Here is a 22,074-nt window from a genome sequence, read left to right on the forward strand (position 1 = left end):
AGCCTCGGCCTCAAGACCACAAGGGCATTTCGCCTCAGAGTTAGGTTTAAGAGTCAGGGTAATAAGTGATGCTGTCTGGTGAGACTTTACTATTTTAAAGCCTTCCCAGAATGAAGATAGGAAAGTATGATTCGGCATGGAAACGGTAGTTTGTGTATGATTTTTGTTTGGCGACTAAACCCTATCACTTACTACCGTTTTTTTTTGTTTTTAGTTCCCGCTAATCCGCGATGAACCATAAAAAAGCCCGTTCAGGTGTTCTGAACGGGCTTTTTGTTGTTTGTTAATGTGTGCACTCATTCAGTGTTGATCGGGACATAACCTTTATGCGAACAATAGTTTAACGCTTACGTAAATAGTGAGTGGTTACGATCTGATCGAGGTAAGTGGTGACACTTTTCAGCGTAAAGTCGAGAGGCGAGACTAAATCCCCAAATAGCGGAGCGCCACCACCAAGAACCACAGGGAGCGTCGAGATAATCAGTTCATCAACCAGGTCTTCTTTCAGGAAGTTTTGAATGGTCACACCGCCATCAATATACAGATTGTTAAGGCCTTTGCTGTTGAGGTCTTCGATGATCTGAGTGAGTTCGCCCTTTATTAAGAACACTTTACCTTCAACCTCTTTAGGCACTTCAGTTAACGTGTTACTCAAAACATAAACCGGTTTTGTGTAAGGCCAATCAATACCGAAGCTCAGCACCATATCCATTGTGTTTCGCCCCATTACCAAAGCATCGATACGATCGATATGGGCGTTGTACCCCATGTCATCACACTCTGGATTTGGGATGGCTTGTAACCAATCTAGACGACCGTTTTTGTCTGCAATGTAACCATCAAGACTCGTACCGATAAAGACAATATTTGACATTATTAACTCCGAAATTGAACAGGAACTTGGCATTTACGCTGTATTAAACTAAAATATTCTACAGTGTAGAAAATAAGTTTAAGAGGTGGTGTTATGACTGTCAAGGATCAAAAACGAGGTCGACCAAAGAGTGGATCAAGTCAACTGAGTGCCGAAAAGATCTTAGATACGGCAAAGGGCATGATGCGTGAAGGCGGTAAAGTTCCAAGTATCAGAGGGTTAGCCACAGAACTCGGTGTCGATGCGATGGCGATCTACCATTACTTCAAAAACAAAAATGATCTATTGGAGTCGATCACTGTCTCATTGGTAGGTGAAGTGGCACAGCCTGAGCAAAACCAAGTGTGGCAAGAGAACCTGTATCAGCTTAGCGTGAGCTATCTTTCAGTGTTGAACGACTACCGTGGGCTATTAGAAACTTTGCTGACGATGAAATCGCTTGGGCCCGTTGAGGTATTTAGTGAGCGCTTTGAAGCGGTAGTGAGCCCGTTGAATCTCACATTAGAGCAATCCGAAGATGCCCTTCATTTGCTAGTAGACTATTTGCATGGCTATGCGCTTGCATTGAACTGTAACCCGGATAGAACAGCGATTACGGTTGAGATGGTGAGAAAGCCTTTAGGCCTTTATTGCTTGGGTATCGAACAACTGAAAACGTCGTGACCTTGTAGTCCGTATTGATGCCTGAATAGGTGAATTCGGTACTGTGTTCCCATGATGAAGTCGCTAAGTTTTACTTATACTGGATAATTACCTATAAATTTCTGGATTTAGCAGTAATAATCAATGAATAACCTCGAATAACTTGGTCGTTGAAAAGTTGTCGAGGCCAATTCAAAGACCTCACCGTGAAAAGGAAGTCCAATACATGCCTGTGCTCCAACGCATCAGCTTAACCTTATTACTCGTCGCTGTACTCGGCGGCTGTTCTTCACTGCCTGAAGGCATCGATCACCCGGCAGAACCGTACACCTCTTATGGACCAAGCGTTTTATCGGTTTTGGCGGATGAATATCAACCCGCATCAGAGCAGGCGACGACTGCCGTTCGTTTACAAGAATCCGGTTGGGACGCTTTAGCTCAGCGCTTGGCACTGGTTGAAAGTGCAGAGCACACCATCGATATTCAATATTACATCTGGAACTCGGATGAATCGGGCAAGTATCTCGCTAGCCGATTGTTAGCAGCTGCTGATCGTGGTGTTAAGGTTCGAGTGATGCTGGATGACATCAACCTCAATGAGCGTGAAGGGCTATTATCAGCACTCGACGCTCACCCGAATGTTGAGATCCGAATCTTCAACCCAACACCAACGCGCCGTGGTTTCAGTAAGTGGTTGAGCTTCCTTGGTGATTTCTCTCGTTTAAACCGTCGCATGCACAATAAATCGTTCACTGTTGATGGCACCTTGTCTGTGGTGGGTGGACGTAATATTGGTGATGAATACTTTGACCTTTCTGACGAGATCAACTTCCGCGATCGTGATGTCTTGGTGATGGGTACCGTTGTTACCACGATCCAAACCAGCTTTATTGAATACTGGGACAGCCGTTGGTCTTATCCTGTCGCTATGTTGGGTGACGAAGAGCAACCGGATCTTTCAAAGATTGACGACATAACGGTTCCGCAATACAAAAATTACCCAGAGTTACCATTAAATCGTGAATCGGCAGATAACCTGCTGAAAAAGGCTCTTGATGAGATGACTTGGGTGAACGCTCGTTTTGCTTACGATCGCCCTGTACCTGTCGATTCAGACAATACTGATGAACCCAAAGCAACGGCGGTTCTGTTAGGGCAGTTAGCCAGTGAATCAACACAAGAGATCTTGCTTGAGTCGGCTTACTTGGTATTTGATGATGGCCAATTAGAAGAGTGGCAAACGTTGAATAACGAAGGCGTTGAGATAAAGGCACTGACCAACTCAATGGCGTCAAATGACTTGGTTACTAACCACTCTGCTTACGCGGGCAGACGCTACGATATGTTAGAGCATGGAATCGACCTGTTCGAGCTAAAGCCAGATTCCAAGTTGTGTGAAGCATCTACTCAAGACGTGTCTAAATGTGCGCCAGAGACGGCTTATGGTCTGCATGCTAAATCAGTGGTATTTGACCGCAGTATTGCGAGTATTGGTTCATTCAACTTCAACCTGCGTTCGACTTACTTAAATACGGAGTCGGTGTTAATCATCGAAAACAAAGCGATTGCTGAAACGCTAGCTGAAACTATCGAACAGGCAATGAGCGAAGACAACAGTTGGCGTTTGGAGCTAGAAGATGGTGATGTGTATTGGTATTCAGGTGAGCAAAGTTGGGACAGCGAACCAGAAACCGGTAAGTGGGAGCGCATGCAATCAGGCTTCCTACAGCTTCTCCCGATAGAGAAATACCTCTAAGAGAGTCGACCTCAGAATAATGAAAAATGTCAGCGCATAATACGCTGACATTTTTGTTTGTGATGATGGAAAGATAGCTTGTTTATCTGAGCTGGGTCTTGAACGCTATCTCTTAGTCAGTTGCTTACTGTTCAAGTACGGCAAAATATGTGGGCGAGATTCACCAGAGAGTTTCTGTGTGATCTGCTGTGACCAACTGCTTTGCTTTTGGTTACTTGAGCGGTTGGCGTAGTAGATCTGCATTGAATCGTCATAGCTTGCGATTTCATCTAGGCTCAATGGTTGGTATTGGTTTTCGTGCATCACCACATGAGCAGGAAGGCGGGGTTTTATCTCAGGCTGCTGCGCAGGGTGACCTAAACACATACCGAATAGCACGGCAGTATGCTGTGGAAGTTCTAAAAGCTCATCAACCTGTTGAGCGCTATTACGCAAGCCACCAATGTATACGCCACCTAATCCCAATGACTCCGCTGCTAGGATACAGTTCTGCGCCATAATGCCAGAATCGACCGCGCCAATCAGAGTTAGCTCTGTAAAGTCGGTTTTTACTTCAGGGTTAATCTGAGCGTGGCGTTGATAGTCGATACAGAACACCAAAAACTCAGCAGCACTTTCCACATAAGGCTGGTTGCCAGCGTATTCCGCTAGCAGTTTACGCTTCTCTCTGTCTGTCACTCTGATGATAGAAACAGCTTGCAATAAGCTTGATGATGACGCGGCGAGGCCTGCCTGGACAATTAAATCGAGGTGCTCTTTCTCAATTGGTTGATCGGTATATTGACGAATGGAGCGATGCCCCAAAATGGTCTCAATCGTGCTGTTCATAGCGCTCTGACTGTCCTTGTTTTTATGATGTATTACAAATCACCATAACGACATTTATTAGTGGGGTAAACCTTTAACTCCGTAACTTATTTGTTTTTGAACTTGGATTTTTTTGCGTTCAAAGACTGGCTGTATACGTGTCGACTATAATGCACATACGCGGGCGAACGCCATGGGAGCATATTTTCATGTGCCAGTTGAGCAATTCCCTCTGGTCTTTGTTGATATAGTTAGCCGTAGTGAAAAATGAACGCTTCAATGGAGTGTGCGCCACACAGATTCAATAGTACCACATTGATATGTCGTTAAAGTATTTAGCTTTTATGTAGCCACTGATTTTTCTGAAAGTGCGTTACGAGTTATTTTCTTCTTTTAGAAAGCCCCAAACCAAGTGAATAAGCACTTTGTATCACACTTTCTATAAATTAGTAGATATACCAATACACATTCATTTATATTGTGAATAGAATCTCGCTCTAGCGTTATTTTGGCTGTGTAATTGAATGGGAATAAAATGAAATTGAAATCTATTTTTTTGGCTTGTTTGTCAGCAACGGCTCTTTCTGGCTGTTTGAGTGTCCCAATTGAAGAGTTACAACCAACAGCAGATCAAGAAACAATTGATACCGCTATTGAACACCTAAGCGATATAAAAGGAATGACGATTACAGAAAATGGCGTGATTTATTATGTTAAGTCATTACCGGGCAATTCTCGATGGTCAACCGTGCATATTTTGGAATCGAGCTATCGTTACTCTTGCCAAAACCTTCGTTGGTTTGTTGATAGAGGCATGATCGTGAGAATTCGATTCCAAGGTAATAGTGGCACGACCCAAGATTATGACCTTGAGCGTTGTGAAACCGAAGTCCCAACAAAATTATATGAATCTAAGCAGTAGGTTATTACTCATCTCACATTGAGATTAAAGCTCCTCTTCTATCAATAGTACATTAATACCCTCTCCATCTGGTGAGGGTATTTTATTTAAAATCTAAAAACTGATTCGACTATATTGTGGGTTATCAACGAATGCTGACGTTGATACGCTTTGGTGTATTCAAGCACGCTCAGTGCTTGTAGACCGGAGAGACTAATATGAAATATGAGGGAAAAGTATATCGTCCATGGATAGAGGCGAAGAGCATTCTTATTCAAACCACACTAGGTTGCAGCATCAACACGTGCACGTTTTGTAATATGTTCAGCGATAAGCGATATAAGGTTCGCGATATTGAAGACGTGTTTAAAGATATTGAAGAAGCGCGCCTAATCTATCCTTACGTTGAGTCGATTTTTCTTATCGATGGCAATGTGATGGCGGCTCGTACGGATTATCTGCTTAAGGTCTTGGATAAGCTTCGTCACACCTTTCCTGAAAGTAGAAAAATATCCCTCTATAGTGGTTTGAATGATTTCCGTAGGAAGAGCTTGAGTGAGCTTAAAGAGCTGAAAAGTGCAGGGTTAAGCATGGCGTATGCGGGCCTTGAGTCTGGTGATCCTGTTGTGCTCGATAATATCAAAAAGCGTATGACACCAGAGCAAGCGATTGAGGGCATAGCACTGGCAAAAGATGCAGGTATCGAAACTCTGCTGTCGTTTATATTCGGACTCGGCGGTCGTGAACGTTGCCGCGAGCACATTGTTGAGACAACAAGGTTGCTGAATATCATGAAACCTGAGCAAATAGCGCCAATGGCGTTAGCAATACAGCCAGGAACCGTTTTGGAGCAACAAGTTAATGATGGTACGTTCATCATGCCCACTCAACTTCAGATCTTAGAAGAGGAAAAATACTTACTCGAGAACCTTAATATCGATACTTTCTATTGGGGTGATCACGGTAACAACATCGTGACTCAGAAAGGCTTCCTACTTGATTCCAGAGAGCAGTTCCTAGCCAAGGTGAATCATGCGATCACATCTAATCCAATGGCGAAGGATAGCGTGATTCAAACTTTTGTCTGGTAGGTAGCTGACAGCTGACAGCTGACAGGTCTTACTCAAAACGGATATCTGTCAGTGGGGTTTAAAGCCAATACGATAAGAGTAGTGCTTAGGAGAATTCATGATTCTCGTGAGCCTATATCGTTACTGAGGCAATTCAATTTAACACCCTCGATCTTGTAGGGGGATGTTGTAAATTTGTGAATCTAAATTGTCTATATTCTATGCTGTGTTCTGGATCTCATTTGTTATTTGAGTCCCTTGCTAAGGTTAATAATGAATGTGTAATACCAATCACTTTAATCAACTTAAGAGGTTTCTATGCTAGGTGAAAATCACTCTCTTGTTCGCGAATTTCCTGAAATGAAAGACAAAATTGCTGAGCTTGCTAAAACTGATGATGGCTTTGCAACAGACATGAAGACATACGACAACCTTGATAAAGAGATTCGTAAACTTGAGCTGAAAGATTCACCCATTGATGATGGCTCAATGCACCAACTTAAGCACGACCGTTCTGTACTGAAAGATGCGCTATATGCTCGCTTGAACAGCTAATGAACGACAGATTTTAGATATGGACAGTAAAAACTCCTTCGGGAGTTTTTTCTTTTTGGCTCCGATTATCTGAATGTCATCCAAGGGGCTGCATATGTTGTATTGTTAGTAGAATGACGCATAATGTGGGTTATAGTGATATGATTTTTAAGATTCTGTTGGTAATCACATGAACATTGAACACCTCAAATTGTTTGTTCGTTTAGCGTCCACACATAACATCAGCATGGCCGGCCAAGAGTTGGGTTTATCTCCCGCAGTTGCTAGTTCGCACATCAGTAAATTGGAAGAGAATTTAGGTGTTCGCTTGGTGCATCGAACCACTCGTAAAGTGTCACTAACTGAAGAGGGAGAAGCATTTCTACCTCATGCCGAAGAAGTCTTGTCGAGTGTCGATGCAGCGAAATCTGCGGTTGGAATCGGTAGTGATTCACCAACCGGAACGCTGCGTGTTACTGCCTCTGCTTCATTTGGACGTTTGCACTTAATACCGGCATTACCTGGGTTCCTCGAGCGATACCCAGGATTAAAAGTCGATTTCAGAATGTCAGATTCCGTGGTCGATCTTGTGGAAGGCGGTTTCGATATCGCAATTAGAATCTCTGAATTAAAGGATTCGACTCTGATTGCTCGTAAGCTTGCAACAGATAAACGAGTCGTATGTGCATCGCCAGATTATCTCATTAAATATGGTAAGCCTGCCACGCCTCAAGACCTTAACGACCATCAATGTATTAGCTTGATTGGCTTAGAAAACTGGATCTTTCATACTGAAAACGGACCGAAAACGATTAAGGCGATAGGATCTTTTAGGGCAGATAACGGTGAGGCATTGCGTGATGCCGCAGTAGGCGGGCTTGGCATCACAGTGACGTCGAATTGGTGTGCGTATGAGCAAATGAAAAGTGGTCAGCTGATTCAAGTGCTGGAAGATTACCCACTCACCTCAGAGCCCGCGATCTGGGCGGTGTATCCAAGTACTAGGCTGCTGGCTCCCAAAGTGAGAGCGTTTATTGATTACTTCTCGGACTACTACGGTAACCCGCCGTATTGGGAACAAGACTGAGATTGAACGACAAAGCCCTGCATCATTATGTCAAATCATAAAAATGCAGGGCTTTTTCTTAGAATCATCAAATCACCGATATATAGCTGACTTAAGAAAGTGTTGTAGCGATAATCTCTTCTATTTTTGCGACAACTCGTTGTGCTTTGTCACCGTATAGCGCATCTGGGTGTGGGTTAGCAAAAGTGTTGTTGTCATTATCAAAATATTGACCGCCAGCTTGTGCGAATTCGTCAGAGAGTGACGCACGAACGAGAATGTCAGAACCAATGTTCAGATCGCCGCCCGCAATGCCGTAGGCGTCTTTTACCATCTTACTACCCAATAAAGAGGCTGGGTTAACAGCAACAACCATTGGCCCTGTAGAAGCTAGTTCTTTTGCCATCTCACGTGTCCACATGGTGATTGCAAGTTTGCTTTGCGCGTAAGCATCGCCATCAGAAAGTGGCTTTTTCCCTTCTAGTGCTTCGATGTTCACTGCCGCTTGCGCAGCCGACGATAAGTTCACTACACGGCTCGATGAATCTAATACTGGCAATAGGCGTTTGGTCAGGTGATACGGCGATACTGTGTTTACAGCAAAACGAACATCTAAACCGTCTTTGGTGATTGGGTTTGGAGTATTGAATACACCCGCGTTGTTGATTAATACATCAACTTTCTCGTGCTCGGCAATCACTTCGTCAGCCAGCGCATCAACATCTGCCAGAATGGACAGATCAGCCACGTAGCTTTGGATCTTCGCTTCCTTAGAGAGAGTGATAAGTTGCTGTTCAACGCCTTTAAGTTTGCTTGGGTTACGTCCATGCAATAAAACGTTGTGTCCTTGCTGAACGAGTACTTTTGCTGTTTCGAAGCCGATACCGTCGGTAGAGCCTGTGATCAGAATGACTTTTTGCATGGAATAGATTCCTTATTAAAGCGCTGACATCGCGAGCGTTTTGAATGAATTACTTCGTTGAGATAAAGAATAGCAACATTTCGTAAAGTTTATAATTAACCCATTTGATAAAACACTATTTAGTTTTTGTTGAAAATAGAAGAGGGTAATGGGGCGATCTGGGCTGAGTGACGGTTACTGAAGTGTAAGTAATTGAAAGCAAATAGCGGGGACAAATAATAAAAAAGCTTAGCGTGGGGGACGCTAAGCTTGGTTATTAATCAGGTTATTGAACTGTGCTTGTTGGCTGGTGGAGTTAGCCTACTTGAGAAAAGCTTACCACTTTACGTTGTAGCTTCTCTTTTAAGTAATCAGACAATGCTTGTTGCTCAGATTCGCTCATGTACAAGCCAAGCTTGGTTCTGCGCCATAAGATGTCTTCGTCTGTCATTGCCATCTCTTGGTTGATCAAGTAATCAATCTCAGCTTGGTAAACACCGTGTGCTTCGCTTGAGAACTGGATGCCAAGGTCCGCTTCACACGTAGCGCCTTCAAGTAGGTCCCATGTGTAAGTACCAAATTGGGTCACGTAACGAAGTAGCAGAGCTTCTGATGCCCAAGGGTATTTAGTGTGCATCATTGCTGCAAGCTGTTCGCGGCTGCAGCTGAAGTTACCACCCGGTAGCGTGTCGTTAGCTGTCCAAGGTGCACCCATGTGTTTCAGGTAAGGTTCTAGCTTGTTCAGTGCCGCTTCACCGAGTTTACGATAAGTCGTTAACTTGCCACCAAAGATAGATAGCAGCGGTGCTTGATCCATTTCTGCATCCAGCTCCAGTGTGTAGTCACGAGTGATCGCTTGTGGCGAGTCAGATTCATCATCACAAAGCGGTCTTACGCCACTGTATGTCCACACTACATCGTCACGCTCTAGTTGCTTAACAAAATGCTGGTTAACGATATCAATCAAGTAATCAACTTCTACATCGTCGATAGCCACTTCGCGAGGATCGCCTTTGTATTCAAGATCGGTTGTGCCGATGATCGAGAACTTATCTAGGTAAGGGATCATGAACACGATGCGATTATCTTTGTTTTGTAGAATGTACGCTTGTGGTTCGTCGTGAACACGCGGTACCACAATGTGTGATCCTTTGATTAGGCGAATATTACGTGGTGAGGTTTGCTCTAAACCATCATCAAAGAACTGTTTCACCCAAGGGCCAGCTGCGTTGACCAATGCTTTCGCTTTGCGCTCAAAACGTTGGTTTGTCATCACATCAAGAATCGTTACATGCCAAATGTCGCCTTCACGGTGTGCTTTTTCAACTCGGCAGTAGTTGCGTACTTCTGCGTTGTTTTCTTTCGCAGCCAACACGTTCAGTAGCACCATACGCGCATCATCGACCCAGCAGTCTGAGTATTCGAAACCGGTTTTCATTTCAGGTTTCAGCAAACCTGATTGAGCCAAGTTCACCGTTTTGCTACCAGGAAGAGTCGTACGTTTACCTAAGTTATCGTAAAGGAACAGGCCACAGCGGATCATCCAAGCCGGGCGTAAAAATGGTCGGTGCGGTAAACGGAAACGCATTGGTTGTGCAACATGAGGCGCTTTTCTCAGCAACACTTCTCGTTCTGCGAGTGCTTCCGAAACTAAACGAAACTCGTAATGTTCAAGGTAACGTAAGCCACCGTGGATAAGCTTTGAACTTGCAGAAGACGTCGCAGAGGCGAAATCATTTGCTTCGTATAAACCAACGTTTAGACCACGACCAGCAGCATCTGCCGCGATACCCGCACCATTGATGCCGCCGCCAATAACGATTAAGTCTAGAGTTGAAGATGTACTATTGATTGAATTAGTTTTTTGAGCACTCATGGTTTGACCTCTTTCTGAGCGAACGAGCATTTTAGAACATAATTGAATCCTATATTAACTTTCGTTTGCGGTCATTTATTATTTTCGTTTATGCGCGTTTTATGTGATTTGCGCATAAAAAAACCTTCGATTATGACACCGAAGGTTCAAAATAACTCTTATTCGAACATAGAACTGATACTGATCATGTTCAAGTGCGACTTTCTAAGTAACAAAAAAGCCCATCATCGATAAAGTGATCTATCAATAATGGGCTCTTTTAATGAACAGATTTCTGAACGTTTTTATTCTTCTGACGCTAGTGGTTGAGCAGCGGTCTCGATAACTTCCAGTGGGATCGATGAATCCTTGAGGATGTTCAGGATCTCTTCTGGTGGTTGTTTATTAGTGAATACCATGTGTGCTTGAGAGATGTTACCCAGCTTCACCATTGCGTTACGACCAAACTTACTGTGGTCGACTGCCAGGAAGATGCTGCGGCTGTTTTCGATGATGGCTTGCTTCACTCGAACTTCATGGTAGTCAAAATCAAGCAGTGAGCCGTCAAAGTCGATACCGCTGATCCCTAGAATGCCGAAGTCGAGGCGGAACTGCTTCACGAAATCCAGTGTTGCTTCACCCACGATACCGCCATCACGGTTTCTTACCTCGCCACCCGCCAAGATAACTTTTATCTCTGGATTTGGTAGCAGGATACTTGCCACGTTAATGTTGTTGGTCACAACTCTGAGTTGTTTGTGGTTCTTGTTCAGCGCACGTGCCACGGATTCTGGCGTAGTGCCGATATCAACGAACAAGGTTGCGCCATCTGGAATATGTTTTACCAGCTCGTCGGCAATCACATCTTTTTCATTGAAGTTAAGCGCTTTACGCGTGTTGTAAGAGGTGTTTTCTGAGCTAAGAGGAATGGTTGCACCACCGTGATAACGACGGATTTTGTTGCTATCAGCCAGTTCATTGAGGTCTCGTCTGATGGTTTGTGGGCTAACATCGAACCTCTCTACGAGCTCTTCGGTGCTAACATATCCTTGTGTTTTTACCAGGTCTACAATCTGCTGGTGTCTTGGTATTTGCTTCACTTAACTTACCACTCCCTGCGCGCTGCAATGTTTTAGCGCACTTAATTCTAAATATTACCTCGCGCTATTGTGCTCGAATTGATACTGAGAGAGAAGTAATGATGGTAAGGAATTATGTCTAAACCGCAAAAACGTTGATCAAAACATGAAAAAAAGGCCTCAAACGCAAAAAAGAGCACAAAATAGTGCTCTTTTTAGTTTCGTTTACTGAGGAACGAACAATTCAATCGATAAGAGAGTGATTATTCGAACGCTCGATTTCACTCTTCGTCGTCATCGTGCAGTTCAGACCAAACTTGTGCACACTTGATAGCACGCTTCCAACCTTTGTAACGGCCGTTACGTTTTTCTTCATCGTGGTGTGGTAGGAACGTACGGTCTAGTACTGCTTTGTCTTGAAGCTCATCGATGCTGTCCCAGAAACCAACCGCTAGACCCGCAAGGTACGCTGCACCCAGAGCTGTTACTTCAGTTACTTCAGGACGGTGAACTTCTGTATCTAGCACGTCAGATTGGAACTGCATTAAGAAGTTGTTCGCTACTGCGCCGCCATCAACACGGAGGTTTGCGAGTTTGATGCCTGAGTCCGCTTGCATCGCATCCAATACGTCACGAGTTTGGTAAGCAATACCTTCCAGTGTTGCACGGATGATATGGTTAGAGTTAACGCCACGAGTTAGACCAACAATCGTACCGCGAGCGTAAGCATCCCAGTATGGTGCGCCTAGACCAGTAAATGCAGGTACAACGTAAACACCGTTTGACGTATCTACTTTAGTTGCGAAGTACTCAGAGTCTTCTGCGCCAGCCAGTAGCTTCATTTCATCACGTAGCCATTGGATAGATGCGCCACCCATGAATACCGCACCTTCAAGTGCGTAAGCTGGTTCGCCTTTAGGACCACACGCTAATGTCGTTAAAAGGCCGTTCTTCGATGTTACTTTCTCTTGGCCTGTATTCATCAGTAGGAAACAGCCCGTGCCGTATGTGTTTTTCGCTTGACCAGCTTCAACACACATTTGACCGTAAAGCGCTGCTTGTTGGTCACCCGCAATACCAGCGATTGGAATACGAGTACCACCTTTACCACCAAGGTTCGTTTGGCCGTAAACTTCAGAAGAGCGTTTCACTTCAGGCATCATTGATGCTGGAATACCCATCTCCTCTAGTAGCTTGCTGTCCCAGCATAGATCATTGATGTTAAACAACATAGTACGTGATGCGTTAGTGTAATCCGTAACGTGTACACGGCCTTGAGTCATTTTCCAAACCAACCAAGTATCAACCGTACCGAACAACAGCTTGCCTGCTTCAGCGTCTTCACGAGCGCCTTCAACGTTGTCTAGAATCCATTTTACTTTGGTACCTGAGAAATACGGGTCAAGGACTAAGCCTGTATTGTCACGTACGTAGTCTTCTAGGCCACGCGCCTTAAGGTCTTCACAGATATCTGCTGTACGGCGACACTGCCATACGATTGCGTTGTAAACCGGTTTGCCAGTTTCTTTGTTCCAAACAATGGTGGTTTCACGTTGGTTAGTGATACCAATACCCGCTAGCTCATCGCTGCGAATGCCTGCTTTAGCAAGTGCTTCAACCAATGTAGAGCTTTGAGTTGCCCAGATTTCCATTGGATCGTGCTCAACCCAACCTGCTTTAGGGTAAATCTGAGTGAATTCTCTTTGAGAAGAGCTAACGATGTTTGCATCGTGGTCGAGGATTACAGCGCGAGAGCTTGTAGTGCCTTGGTCTAGGGCAACAATGTATTTTTGCTCGGTCATGGTAAGAATCCTTTTTGTTCCGTTATTTATATTTTAGTAAATGTAAGGTCGCTTGGGGTTAAGCTTGAGCTTGTTCAGCTTCTTCTGTTTCACATTGGTTTGGAATTGTGCAGCCATGGCCTTCCACTGGTAGGTGAGCACCGATAACACGCGGGTACAACCAACCACCAAAACACGCACCAGCAATTGGAGCAAGAATTGGAACGATGAAGTAAGGAATATCACGAGCACCGCTTAGTGCGAAATCCCAACCTGCAAAGTAAGCAAAAAGTTTTGGCCCGAAGTCACGAGCAGGGTTCATCGCAAAGCCAGTCAGTGGACCTAAAGAACCACCAATTACTGCGATAAGAATACCGATCAGTAGAGGATTCATTGCACCGCGAGATGCGCCGTTGTTTTCATCACCTAATGCTAAGATAGCGAACATCAAAACAGCAGTAATCACAAATTCCACAGCAAAAGCGCCAAAGAAAGAGAGTGAAGCATGTGGGTATGTTGAGAAAATACCTGCTGTTGATAGTGCGTCTTGGCTGCTACGAACAAAGTTATGTGCGATTTCGTAATCAGTAAATAGGTTGCTGTACAGGCTGTATACCAGCGCAGCAGAGCAGAATGCACCAAGCAGTTGCGAAATGATGTAAGGCACCACTTTCGCTTTATCAAAGCCATGGAACATGGCCAGTGCAATCGTTACCGCTGGGTTGATGTGTGCGCCTGAAACGCCGGCAGTACAGTAAATTGCAATCGCAACACCGAAGCCCCAGATAATGCTGATTTCCCATTGTCCGAATGTCGCACCTGTTAATACCAGTGCAGCCACACAGCCAACGCCAAAGAATATGAGTAGTCCTGTGCCGATAAATTCGGCGAGGCACTGCCCAAATAAAGAAGGTTGTTTGTTTGTTGTCATGTTCGAGTCCTTGTTATTTTTGCTTATCTAGCTCGCGTATTGTGCATAAATTTGCGAACACGAAAATAAACGAACATTAAAAATGAGCGTTTGAGCATGAAATTGTTAATTAAACTGGCTTGAAATGTTAAACCGAACACTTTTGCTCGAAAAAGAAGCTTGTATGGACGCTATTACGCGAATGTATGTCCCTTGAGATCGCTAAAAGTACCTGTATGTAAGCAGACGCACAACTGGTACGAGGAGTTGATGACTGGATTTGTGATGATGATTCGCGAGTGGTGGTTTATTAAACTTGGATCTTCTGGACTTGTCCGTGTTCTCAAATGTTGGAAAAGCGTTAACAAACAAGGATGTACTTAAACTATGACAAAAAATGCCAGATCCATACTGAATCTGGCAATTCGTTTTGTTTATCACTCAGTGTTGATATTTGAGCGAATCGGTGAATTAATTGAGAGCGCTAACTTTTCCTTGTGTAACAAAGTAGTTTCTTACTGAATCGTACGCCCAGTTAAATCCGATAGCGTAGAGTACAAAGAAAATGACTAGGCCGATGTCCATAATCAATACGGTTAGAAAATCGAGCTTTAACACCCACATCAAGACTGGCAGCGTTATTGTCATTAAACCAAGTTCAAATCCCAATCCGTGTAAAACTCGTGTTTTCTTAGTTCGTTTTGTTCTGTCTGCCCCGAAGATTTTGTCGTAGCCGTAGTTGTAGACGTAGTTCCAAGTCATTGCTATAAGCGACATCGCAAGTGCTAACCCCGCCATTTCCCCGGCTCCATTACCAGTAATGTAGGTTGCTAGCCCCGCCATAATGATCAGTGCGAACACTTCAAATAGCACCATATGTAGAATTCGTTCTTTGTGTGACATGTACTTTCTCTTTCTGTTGAATCTATATTCGCTGTTTGAAAGGTATATTATCTTTATTTATGATTATAAAAAGATAGTAACTATCACTAATGGTGATAATAGGTTGGTGGCATGTATAACATTGAACAACTTAAAATGTTCGTTTACGCAGTAGAACTGGGTTCTTTCTCAGCAAGTGCTCGCCATTTGGGCAAGGTGCAATCGGCGGTAAGTCAAGGCATCAGCAATCTTGAAATAGATTTCAATGTCGAGTTATTTGATCGCTCGACTCGCAAACCTTCGCTGACGAAAGAAGGGGAGCAACTGTTTAAACAAGTGAAAGCAATCGTACTTCAGGTTGAAGACCTCAATGCTTCCGTTAACGCGATAGGAACTGGCGAAGAAGGGCTTATCAAAATCGCATTGGATGACTCCTTGTTGGTCCCCAATCTATCCAGAATCCTAAGTGAATTCAGCCAACATTTCCCTGCGACTGAGGTTGAGTTGATCGCTTGTACCACAACAGAAGTGAATCCCTTCGTGGTTGAAGAGAAAGCAGACCTTGGTTTGATGTTCACCAACTTGGCTTTTGATGTCGGTTCTGAACCTTGCTTTATTGGGCATTTGCCGTTTGTTGCTGTGTGTCATCCAAGCCACAAGCTAGCCAAAACGGGTGTAGCAAAATTGTCGGATTTGCTGCCACATCGTCAGCTCATGCTGAGGGGTGATAAAGGTAAGACGATGGATCAGTTTCCACTTATAGCGGGCAAGGTATGGTGGTCGAACAGTTTTATTGTGATCAAAGAGATGGTGCTAGGCAGTGATATAGGGTGGGCGTACTTACCCAAACACCTTGTCGAAGAGGAGCTGAATAAGCAGCGCTTAGTGGAGATTAATGTCTCGTTTGATCACAAAACATGGTCGCCTCCGGTTGATTTGGTTTTATCGAAAACACGCTCGAAAGGGCCAGCATTGCTATGGCTTGAACAAGCATTGAAAGGCCTATTAGACGAAACATAAGCTAGATGAGACTTAAATTGGATGAACTAGAATAAAGAAAAGGCTCACAAAGTAATTTGTGAGCCTTTCTGTTTAAAGCGATATGTAATTTTTTAGTTCGCAGATTTCACTGTTAGACCGTTGTAGTACTTGTCTTTCATCTTAAGTGCAACGTTCACTAGGTAAATCAGCACAGGTACTTCAATCAGCGGCCCAATAACGCCTGCAAATGCTTGATCTGAGTTGATACCGAATACAGAGATTGCAACCGCAATAGCTAATTCAAAGTTGTTACCCGTTGCTGTAAATGCAATTGATGCGTTCTTATCATACTCAATGCCCATCTTCTTACCGATGAAGAAACTGATGAAGAACATCGCAGTGAAGTAGATAGTCAGTGGAACCGCAATTAATAGAACGTCCATTGGCAGTTCAACAATCATTTCACCTTTCAGACTGAACATCAAAATGATAGTTGCTAGCAATGCAATTAGCGTCATTGGAGAAATGCGCGGAATGAACACCTCGGTGTACCATTGCTCACCTTTCATCGACACAAGGATCTTACGGCTCAGGAAGCCTGCTAAGAATGGGATACCTAAGTAGATAAGCACGCTGTGTGCAATATCGATCATTGAGATATCAACCAGCATACCTTCGTAACCGAATACCGGAGGAAGAACGCTGATGAACAACCATGCCATAAAGCTGTAGCTAACCACTTGGAAGGCACTGTTCAGAGCAACCAATGCGGCACCGTATTCTTTGTTACCGCCACCGATGTCGTTCCAAACTAGAACCATTGCCACACAACGAGCAAGACCAATCAGGATCACGCCAACCATGTAACCAGGATGGTCACCCAAGAAAGTTAGTGCCAATACGAACATTAGAATTGGGCCAACAAACCAGTTCATGATCAAAGACAGCTTGATGGCTTTCTTATCTTTTACCACAGTGCCTAGCAGGTTGTAGTTAACCTTAGCTAGAGGTGGGTACATCATTAAGATAAGGCCTATAGCAAGTGGAATGTTGGTGGTGCCAACAGACATTGAATCGTTCCACTGTTCGATCTGTGGGAATAGGGTACCCAGAAGTACACCAAGGCCCATGGCGATGAAGATCCATAGTGTTAAGTAGCGATCTAGAAAACCTAACTTTGGTTTCATGATAATCTCTCTTTGTTGATATCGTAAATCGTCGAAAAGCGATTAATTGTGGCAAAAAAACACGCTTGAAATTAAAGGCTATCAAAGCCAATCATTCAAGCGTGAACTTCTATTTTAAAATGCTGTTAAATACCGATTCGAAGCGTTGAATATTTTCGCGGTCGATGCGGTAACACATCTTTGGCGGAATTGACTCAGCGGTAATGAAGCCTGAGTTTTTTAATATTCTTAAGTGTTCTGACACTGTTGATTGAGCTAAACCTAATTCACTCACCAGATCACTGTTTAAGCAGCCGCCTGACTTTTCTAGTGCAGACAAGATGCTAAGTATGCGAATTCGAGCTGGATGCGCGAGTGCTTTTGCTAACGCTGCCATTTCTTTTTCTGCTTCTGCGTTACTCGGCGGAAGAGATAGAGAACAGCTTTCTGTTGCTTGGCATGTTGCAGTCATACTTAGGTGGCTCACTTAATTCCAATCGTTAAAAGACGATTAATAGTAAGCCTATTTCTTTTAGCGGTCAATGTGAATTTTAAAAGTCGCGTAACTTAAACATCAAGCATGCAATATTCACATTCATGATTAAGGTCAATTTAGCGATTACTGCTCGAGTTAGAGATAAGTGATCAGCTCTACTTTCCTACCCAATACAGCGGCCACCGTTGTTGTGTCGAGGTGTTATTGAGCATAGCGCCAACCAAAACGAGCGTGATACTGCCTACTAGAACAGGCGTAAACAAGAAGGTCCAATCGACAAGTGATGTGCCTGCTAACGCGATGACAATCGGGTTGGCGCCTGCTGGTGGATGAACCGCTCGAAAGTACTGCATCAAAAATATCGCGCTACCCACTGCCACCGACACCACTAGATAAGAATCACCGAAACCATACAGCGCTGCGAGTCCGACTGCCGCTGAAATGAAATGACCCGCAATAATGTTGCGTGGTTGAGCGAGCGGCGAGGTTGGTACCGCAAACAACAGCACACAAGTCGCGCCAAACGGTGCCATTAACCAAGGCACTTGTGACTGCTCAGCAAGTAAACACAAGATCAATATGCCTACCGTACCACCGATAAAGCCTTTCAGTAGTTGGCTCAATGTTGCCTTTGGAGGTAGTTCTCCTCCACCGATTAGTTTTTGTATCATCACGAACTCCTCGCCTTTGAGTAGAAAATAAAGGTGTACAGATCTGTACTATTTGATTTGAATAATACAGATCTGTACACTCTTTACAACGTGAAATTTTGCGACCTTAATTGAACGAGTAGATAGGATGAGTAAGAAAGAACTAATCTTGGATGTGGCTGAGTCTTTGTTTAATCAGTTTGGTTATACCGCTGTTGGGGTGGATATGATCCGGGATGAAGCAGCGGTTTCTAAGACATCCATGTATCGCCACTTTGGTTCTAAAACCAAGCTGATTGAAGCGGTGTTGGAAAGGCGTCATCAGCGTTTTGAGTCGAGTTTAGAGGCGGCACTTGCATCCACTTCTGGATTACAACACCAATTGGGTGCGCTTTTAGATTGGCATTTTGCATGGTTCGAACAACCAGACTTCAAAGGTTGCATGTTCATGCATGCGCTCGCTGAATTTAAAGAGTCAGAAGATGACATTGCGACGCTCTCACAGAAACACAAGATTTGGCTCAAGAACACGATTCACAACGTGATAACTAGTGGCGAAGAAGCAGGCGATGCAACGCTTGATCGCCGAACGGAATCGGTTATGACGTTCATCGAAGGGCTGATTGTAAGACGTGAATTTGGAGCAATAGATTTAAGCTTAGATTCAAACAAAGAAGCTTACCGAAAAGCATTGCACTCACTGGCTACTCTAGCGATATAATCGAACGCAGAACCGTTACACAAGATAACGAAAATCATAATTTACAATTTTATTTATACTTATAGGTAAGCTCTGAAATGCCACAACAGAACATCAAATTTATCGCTGCTGATATGGACGGCACTCTGCTTAATGAACACGGAAAGTTAGACCCTGAATTCTTTAGCCTTTACGAGCGACTAGAAGCTCAAGACATTATTTTTGCTGCGGCATCGGGTCGCCAGTATTACAGCTTGATGGAAACTTTTGCTCCTATTAAAGATCGCATGATGTTTGTTGCTGAAAACGGCACATTGGTGATGCACAAAGGCCAAGAGCTATACAGCTGCTTGCTAGATACTGATGCCATCAAAGACATCATCAAAGAAGCGCGTGCTATCGAAGGTGCACATGTGGTGCTGTGTGGTAAGAAATCGGCATACATCGAAACCAAAGACGAGCGTGCTCTAGAAGAAATCTCTAAGTACTACCATCGTCGCGAGCAAGTAGAAGACCTGTTGGCCGTTGAGGATGAGTTTATCAAGGTTGCTATTTGCCACTTTGATGGTTCGCAAGAAAAAGTGAACCCAAGCATCAACGCCAAGTTTGGTGAGGATTATCAAGTGGTTGTGAGTGCGAAAATTTGGTTGGATGTGATGAATGCTGAGGCTTCAAAAGGGGCGGCAATTAAGCATCTCCAGAACAGACTAGGTTTCACTTACGAACAGACCATGAGCTTTGGCGACTACCTAAACGATTACGAGATGCTTAAAGAAAGCTACCACTCATATGCTATGGAAAATGCACATCCAAAACTGAAAGAGATTGCTCGTTTTGGTGCGCCAAGTAACGTCGATGCAGGTGTGTTCCAAGTGCTGGAGAAATTATTAGCGTAGTTCTTTTTTTGCTTTATTAAGAATTATTGAAAACCTGCTCATCAATATAATGCCGTTCGGATAAGCATTACTGATTGAATTTAAAAGGATGTTTTGCTGGTACAAAAAGGACTGAACGTGGAAACGTTCGGTCCTTTCTTTTATTCTGGAAGAATGAAGTGGCTCAAACTTTCTCTCATCTTTTTCAGTTTTACAGGTAGGGTTCCATCTTAACCAACATAACTGCGTATCAATAAGGTTAATTGCGGCGGTAAAACTGACTTTAGTCGCTCGACCCCCGGCTTCTGAAGCTATCTTAACCATCTATAATCGCACTAAGTTATAGGCAAGTAATACGCCCAAAAGCTCTTACTTCACACTGGCAGAAAAACGATTTCGTAAAGTGACGTGACTTTGCAGTTGAGTCTGTTTAATTTCACCATATATTGTTCCATCCACAGCAAGAACATTAAGCCCTAAGTCTTTATCTTGTTCAAAGATATCTCCGTGCCAAGCCTTAACCGTAGTGTGACACAAATCCGCTAATGGGCTTTCACCTAGACGTCAGCGTGAATCAATCTGAACATTCAATGGTCTCGCGTGTCATTGCTAATTTTTGTTCAAGCATAAAAATCCCCGTCATCGTTGTTGATGGGGATTATCTGCTAACTGCAAGATCGTTCAAGTCTTCTTAAACGATAGGCATTAAGTCTAACTGGGGGGCTTAACGCTTGAACAATGAACAGTTGTAGACGATACTCTTTTCGTTCTTTGTTATTCTGATATTTTTTAAACTGTTGATTTTAAACAGTTTTTTTGATTTTATAAAGTGTCGATTAGGAAGGTTGAATGAAGAACTTCTATATTTTATGGTTACTAGCACAGATTCCGTCATACCTGAACGCTAGTGATTCTTTGGCGGCTGGTACTGCAATTGTATTACCCGGGTTACATCATCAGGGGGTTGATTTAAGTGGCGCTCCCATGTCTGAACGTGATGTTATTGATTGGGAAATTGCGAATAGTGACATCGTATTTGGCTCTTATGCGGATAAAGTCGATAATAAGCGAGCAATGGCAATCGGTTACATGTATAGTCAAAAGTTGGAACTTAATTCGGGTTGGTTGGAGAACGAACTTCGTAATAACGCAGAATTACATGGCGTCAATTTTGAAGATTTCTTTCTCCATTTTTCTGAAGACACAGTGCTAGCAGAAGTCGATAACACCCACGGTGAAAATACTCTGCTAAATCGCAAACCTATGATCGTCGGTTATACTACAAGCGACGATCATGCTGGTTTTTGGCTTTATCAGGACCCTCCATGGGATATCGATGTGTTTGAAAACTTCGAACAAGGTGGTGCACTTTATGTGTATCATGCCGAGCAGTTCGATAGGCTGACATTGGAATTCTCTCAGTTGGCAGTTGGCGGTCAGTTTTGGCTGGAATACCCAGCCGATTTGGATACCTACGGTAGAGTAACGCAATGGAAAAGGCTGGATTTAAAGACAGGCAGAACCCTAAATATGCGAAAGGATCAAACTTTGTTATGGGATGTTCCTTCTGATTGGGTGAGAGTAACCACACACGATGGCAGCGGTGCTAGTTATGGTGGGGGACCATACTTTGGGTCTACTTTTTTGCGCGACGGTGGCCGTTTGTATGTGGCGAGAATCCGTTGGCAAGGTGATAACGTCGATGACAGGCCGCGTCTTAAAGATGTAAAGCTAAAAAACAGTTTTCCAGTGGTTCGGTTTACTAATGCTCCCGAGGCTGCACCTGACGGCAGTGTTATTAGCCAATGGCGAAAGATCAGTGGCTTTGATGTTTCGGCCGACCTTAACCGAGATAACTATTTATCACAAAGTGAATATAACAATCGCACCAATAAAAATGGTTCATCGCGGCTTTCCGGGGAAAGCCGCTTTTATCTTCAAGAAGAAGTAGTCTGTATCTCGATACCCATATCCCATTCGCTTGATTAGTTTTATCTTGTTGTTTATCCCTTCCAATGTGCATGTGTTAAGCGGATAACTTGCCGATGCGATAATGCCGTGAAGATAAGGACTCAGTTTTCGTGCGAACTCTTGCAATGGCTTAATTCCACTCTCCTGTACTTGTGCCCACCACACCTCCCAGAGCCC

General features: G+C 43.8%; 21 protein-coding genes and 2 pseudogenes. 10 read left to right on the forward strand and 13 right to left on the reverse strand.

The window, feature by feature from the left end; all coding sequences use genetic code 11:
* Positions 1 to 340: 340 nt before the first annotated feature.
* Positions 341 to 874 (reverse strand): dihydrofolate reductase family protein, encoded by a 534-nt coding sequence (locus L1D11_RS21130; protein WP_239832751.1) that lies wholly within the window; start codon positions 872 to 874, stop codon positions 341 to 343.
* A 93-nt stretch (positions 875 to 967) separates the two neighbouring features.
* Here L1D11_RS21130 and L1D11_RS21135 point away from each other — a divergent pair, with 93 nt between their 5' ends.
* Positions 968 to 1,537: a TetR/AcrR family transcriptional regulator gene (locus L1D11_RS21135; RefSeq protein ID WP_239832753.1), complete on the forward strand. Its 570-nt coding sequence runs from the start codon at positions 968 to 970 to the stop codon at positions 1,535 to 1,537.
* A gap of 205 nt (positions 1,538 to 1,742) precedes the next feature.
* Positions 1,743 to 3,272 carry a phospholipase D family protein gene (locus L1D11_RS21140; RefSeq protein WP_239832754.1) on the forward strand — a complete coding sequence of 510 codons (1,530 nt, stop codon included), beginning with the start codon at positions 1,743 to 1,745 and terminating at the stop codon, positions 3,270 to 3,272.
* A gap of 105 nt (positions 3,273 to 3,377) precedes the next feature.
* On the opposite strand, the gene nfsA is transcribed toward L1D11_RS21140, so the two are convergent.
* On the reverse strand, positions 3,378 to 4,100 hold the full coding sequence (nfsA, locus tag L1D11_RS21145) for an oxygen-insensitive NADPH nitroreductase (protein WP_239832755.1): 723 nt from the start codon (positions 4,098 to 4,100) through the stop codon (positions 3,378 to 3,380).
* 514 nt (positions 4,101 to 4,614) lie between these two features.
* On the opposite strand from nfsA, the gene L1D11_RS21150 reads away from it, so the two are divergent.
* The 4 genes from L1D11_RS21150 (at position 4,615) to L1D11_RS21165 (ending at position 7,671) form a co-directional block, all read left to right on the forward strand.
* The gene (locus L1D11_RS21150; protein ID WP_239832756.1) at positions 4,615 to 5,001 is read left to right on the forward strand and encodes a hypothetical protein; all 387 of its coding nucleotides are present in this window, start codon (positions 4,615 to 4,617) and stop codon (positions 4,999 to 5,001) included.
* Between the two features lie 197 nt (positions 5,002 to 5,198).
* The gene (locus tag L1D11_RS21155; protein WP_239832757.1) at positions 5,199 to 6,071 is read left to right on the forward strand and encodes a radical SAM protein; all 873 of its coding nucleotides are present in this window, start codon (positions 5,199 to 5,201) and stop codon (positions 6,069 to 6,071) included.
* A 297-nt stretch (positions 6,072 to 6,368) separates the two neighbouring features.
* Positions 6,369 to 6,605 carry a YdcH family protein gene (locus tag L1D11_RS21160; protein WP_239832758.1) on the forward strand — a complete coding sequence of 79 codons (237 nt, stop codon included), beginning with the start codon at positions 6,369 to 6,371 and terminating at the stop codon, positions 6,603 to 6,605.
* 169 nt (positions 6,606 to 6,774) lie between these two features.
* On the forward strand, positions 6,775 to 7,671 hold the full coding sequence (locus tag L1D11_RS21165; protein WP_239832761.1) for a LysR family transcriptional regulator: 897 nt from the start codon (positions 6,775 to 6,777) through the stop codon (positions 7,669 to 7,671).
* A 91-nt stretch (positions 7,672 to 7,762) separates the two neighbouring features.
* On the opposite strand, the gene L1D11_RS21170 is transcribed toward L1D11_RS21165, so the two are convergent.
* The 6 genes from L1D11_RS21170 to L1D11_RS21195 all read right to left on the reverse strand — a co-directional run bounded on the left by L1D11_RS21170 (position 7,763) and on the right by L1D11_RS21195 (position 15,079).
* Positions 7,763 to 8,572, reverse strand: coding sequence for an SDR family NAD(P)-dependent oxidoreductase (locus L1D11_RS21170; protein ID WP_239832762.1), 810 nt, complete (start codon positions 8,570 to 8,572; stop codon positions 7,763 to 7,765).
* A gap of 295 nt (positions 8,573 to 8,867) precedes the next feature.
* The gene (gene glpD / locus L1D11_RS21175) at positions 8,868 to 10,427 is read right to left on the reverse strand and encodes a glycerol-3-phosphate dehydrogenase (protein WP_239832764.1); all 1,560 of its coding nucleotides are present in this window, start codon (positions 10,425 to 10,427) and stop codon (positions 8,868 to 8,870) included.
* 284 nt (positions 10,428 to 10,711) lie between these two features.
* Entirely contained in the window at positions 10,712 to 11,506 is a 795-nt protein-coding gene (locus L1D11_RS21180) for a DeoR/GlpR family transcriptional regulator (RefSeq protein ID WP_239832765.1), read from the reverse strand.
* A 260-nt stretch (positions 11,507 to 11,766) separates the two neighbouring features.
* Positions 11,767 to 13,287: a glycerol kinase GlpK gene (gene glpK, locus L1D11_RS21185; protein WP_239832766.1), complete on the reverse strand. Its 1,521-nt coding sequence runs from the start codon at positions 13,285 to 13,287 to the stop codon at positions 11,767 to 11,769.
* 58 nt (positions 13,288 to 13,345) lie between these two features.
* Positions 13,346 to 14,197, reverse strand: a complete 852-nt coding sequence (locus L1D11_RS21190) for an MIP/aquaporin family protein (RefSeq protein WP_239832768.1) — start codon at positions 14,195 to 14,197, stop codon at positions 13,346 to 13,348.
* Between the two features lie 450 nt (positions 14,198 to 14,647).
* Entirely contained in the window at positions 14,648 to 15,079 is a 432-nt protein-coding gene (locus L1D11_RS21195; RefSeq protein WP_239832769.1) for a PACE efflux transporter, read from the reverse strand.
* Positions 15,080 to 15,190: 111 nt separating this feature from the next.
* Here L1D11_RS21195 and L1D11_RS21200 point away from each other — a divergent pair, with 111 nt between their 5' ends.
* On the forward strand, positions 15,191 to 16,078 hold the full coding sequence (locus L1D11_RS21200; protein WP_239832771.1) for a LysR family transcriptional regulator: 888 nt from the start codon (positions 15,191 to 15,193) through the stop codon (positions 16,076 to 16,078).
* A gap of 92 nt (positions 16,079 to 16,170) precedes the next feature.
* Here L1D11_RS21200 and arsB read toward each other — a convergent pair whose 3' ends face one another.
* The 3 genes from arsB to L1D11_RS21215 form a co-directional block, all read right to left on the reverse strand.
* The gene (gene arsB, locus L1D11_RS21205) at positions 16,171 to 17,226 is read right to left on the reverse strand and encodes an ACR3 family arsenite efflux transporter (RefSeq protein WP_239832772.1); all 1,056 of its coding nucleotides are present in this window, start codon (positions 17,224 to 17,226) and stop codon (positions 16,171 to 16,173) included.
* Positions 17,227 to 17,335: 109 nt separating this feature from the next.
* Entirely contained in the window at positions 17,336 to 17,677 is a 342-nt protein-coding gene (locus tag L1D11_RS21210) for a metalloregulator ArsR/SmtB family transcription factor (protein WP_239832773.1), read from the reverse strand.
* 179 nt (positions 17,678 to 17,856) lie between these two features.
* Positions 17,857 to 18,372, reverse strand: a complete 516-nt coding sequence (locus L1D11_RS21215; RefSeq protein WP_239832774.1) for an HPP family protein — start codon at positions 18,370 to 18,372, stop codon at positions 17,857 to 17,859.
* A 127-nt stretch (positions 18,373 to 18,499) separates the two neighbouring features.
* On the opposite strand from L1D11_RS21215, the gene L1D11_RS21220 reads away from it, so the two are divergent.
* A complete protein-coding gene (locus tag L1D11_RS21220; protein WP_239832775.1) occupies positions 18,500 to 19,072 on the forward strand; it encodes a TetR/AcrR family transcriptional regulator in 573 nt (190 codons plus the stop codon).
* A gap of 77 nt (positions 19,073 to 19,149) precedes the next feature.
* Positions 19,150 to 19,947 (forward strand): Cof-type HAD-IIB family hydrolase, encoded by a 798-nt coding sequence (locus L1D11_RS21225; RefSeq protein WP_239832776.1) that lies wholly within the window; start codon positions 19,150 to 19,152, stop codon positions 19,945 to 19,947.
* A gap of 67 nt (positions 19,948 to 20,014) precedes the next feature.
* Here the strand turns inward: L1D11_RS21225 and L1D11_RS21230 are convergent.
* Positions 20,015 to 20,382: pseudogene (locus L1D11_RS21230) on the reverse strand (IS4 family transposase); the annotation flags it as partial.
* 393 nt (positions 20,383 to 20,775) lie between these two features.
* Between L1D11_RS21230 and L1D11_RS21235 the strand changes: the two are divergent.
* Positions 20,776 to 21,855 (forward strand): annotated as a pseudogene (locus tag L1D11_RS21235) (hypothetical protein); the annotation flags it as partial.
* On the opposite strand, the gene L1D11_RS21240 reads toward L1D11_RS21235, so the two are convergent.
* Positions 21,829 to 22,074 (reverse strand): transposase (locus L1D11_RS21240; protein ID WP_239833705.1); only part of this gene is annotated, 246 nt, incomplete at its 5' end. The pseudogene L1D11_RS21235 and the gene L1D11_RS21240 sit on opposite strands and share 27 nt — an antisense overlap.

Source organism: Vibrio sp. Isolate32 (assembly GCF_022397955.1).
Lineage (GTDB): Bacteria > Pseudomonadota > Gammaproteobacteria > Enterobacterales > Vibrionaceae > Vibrio.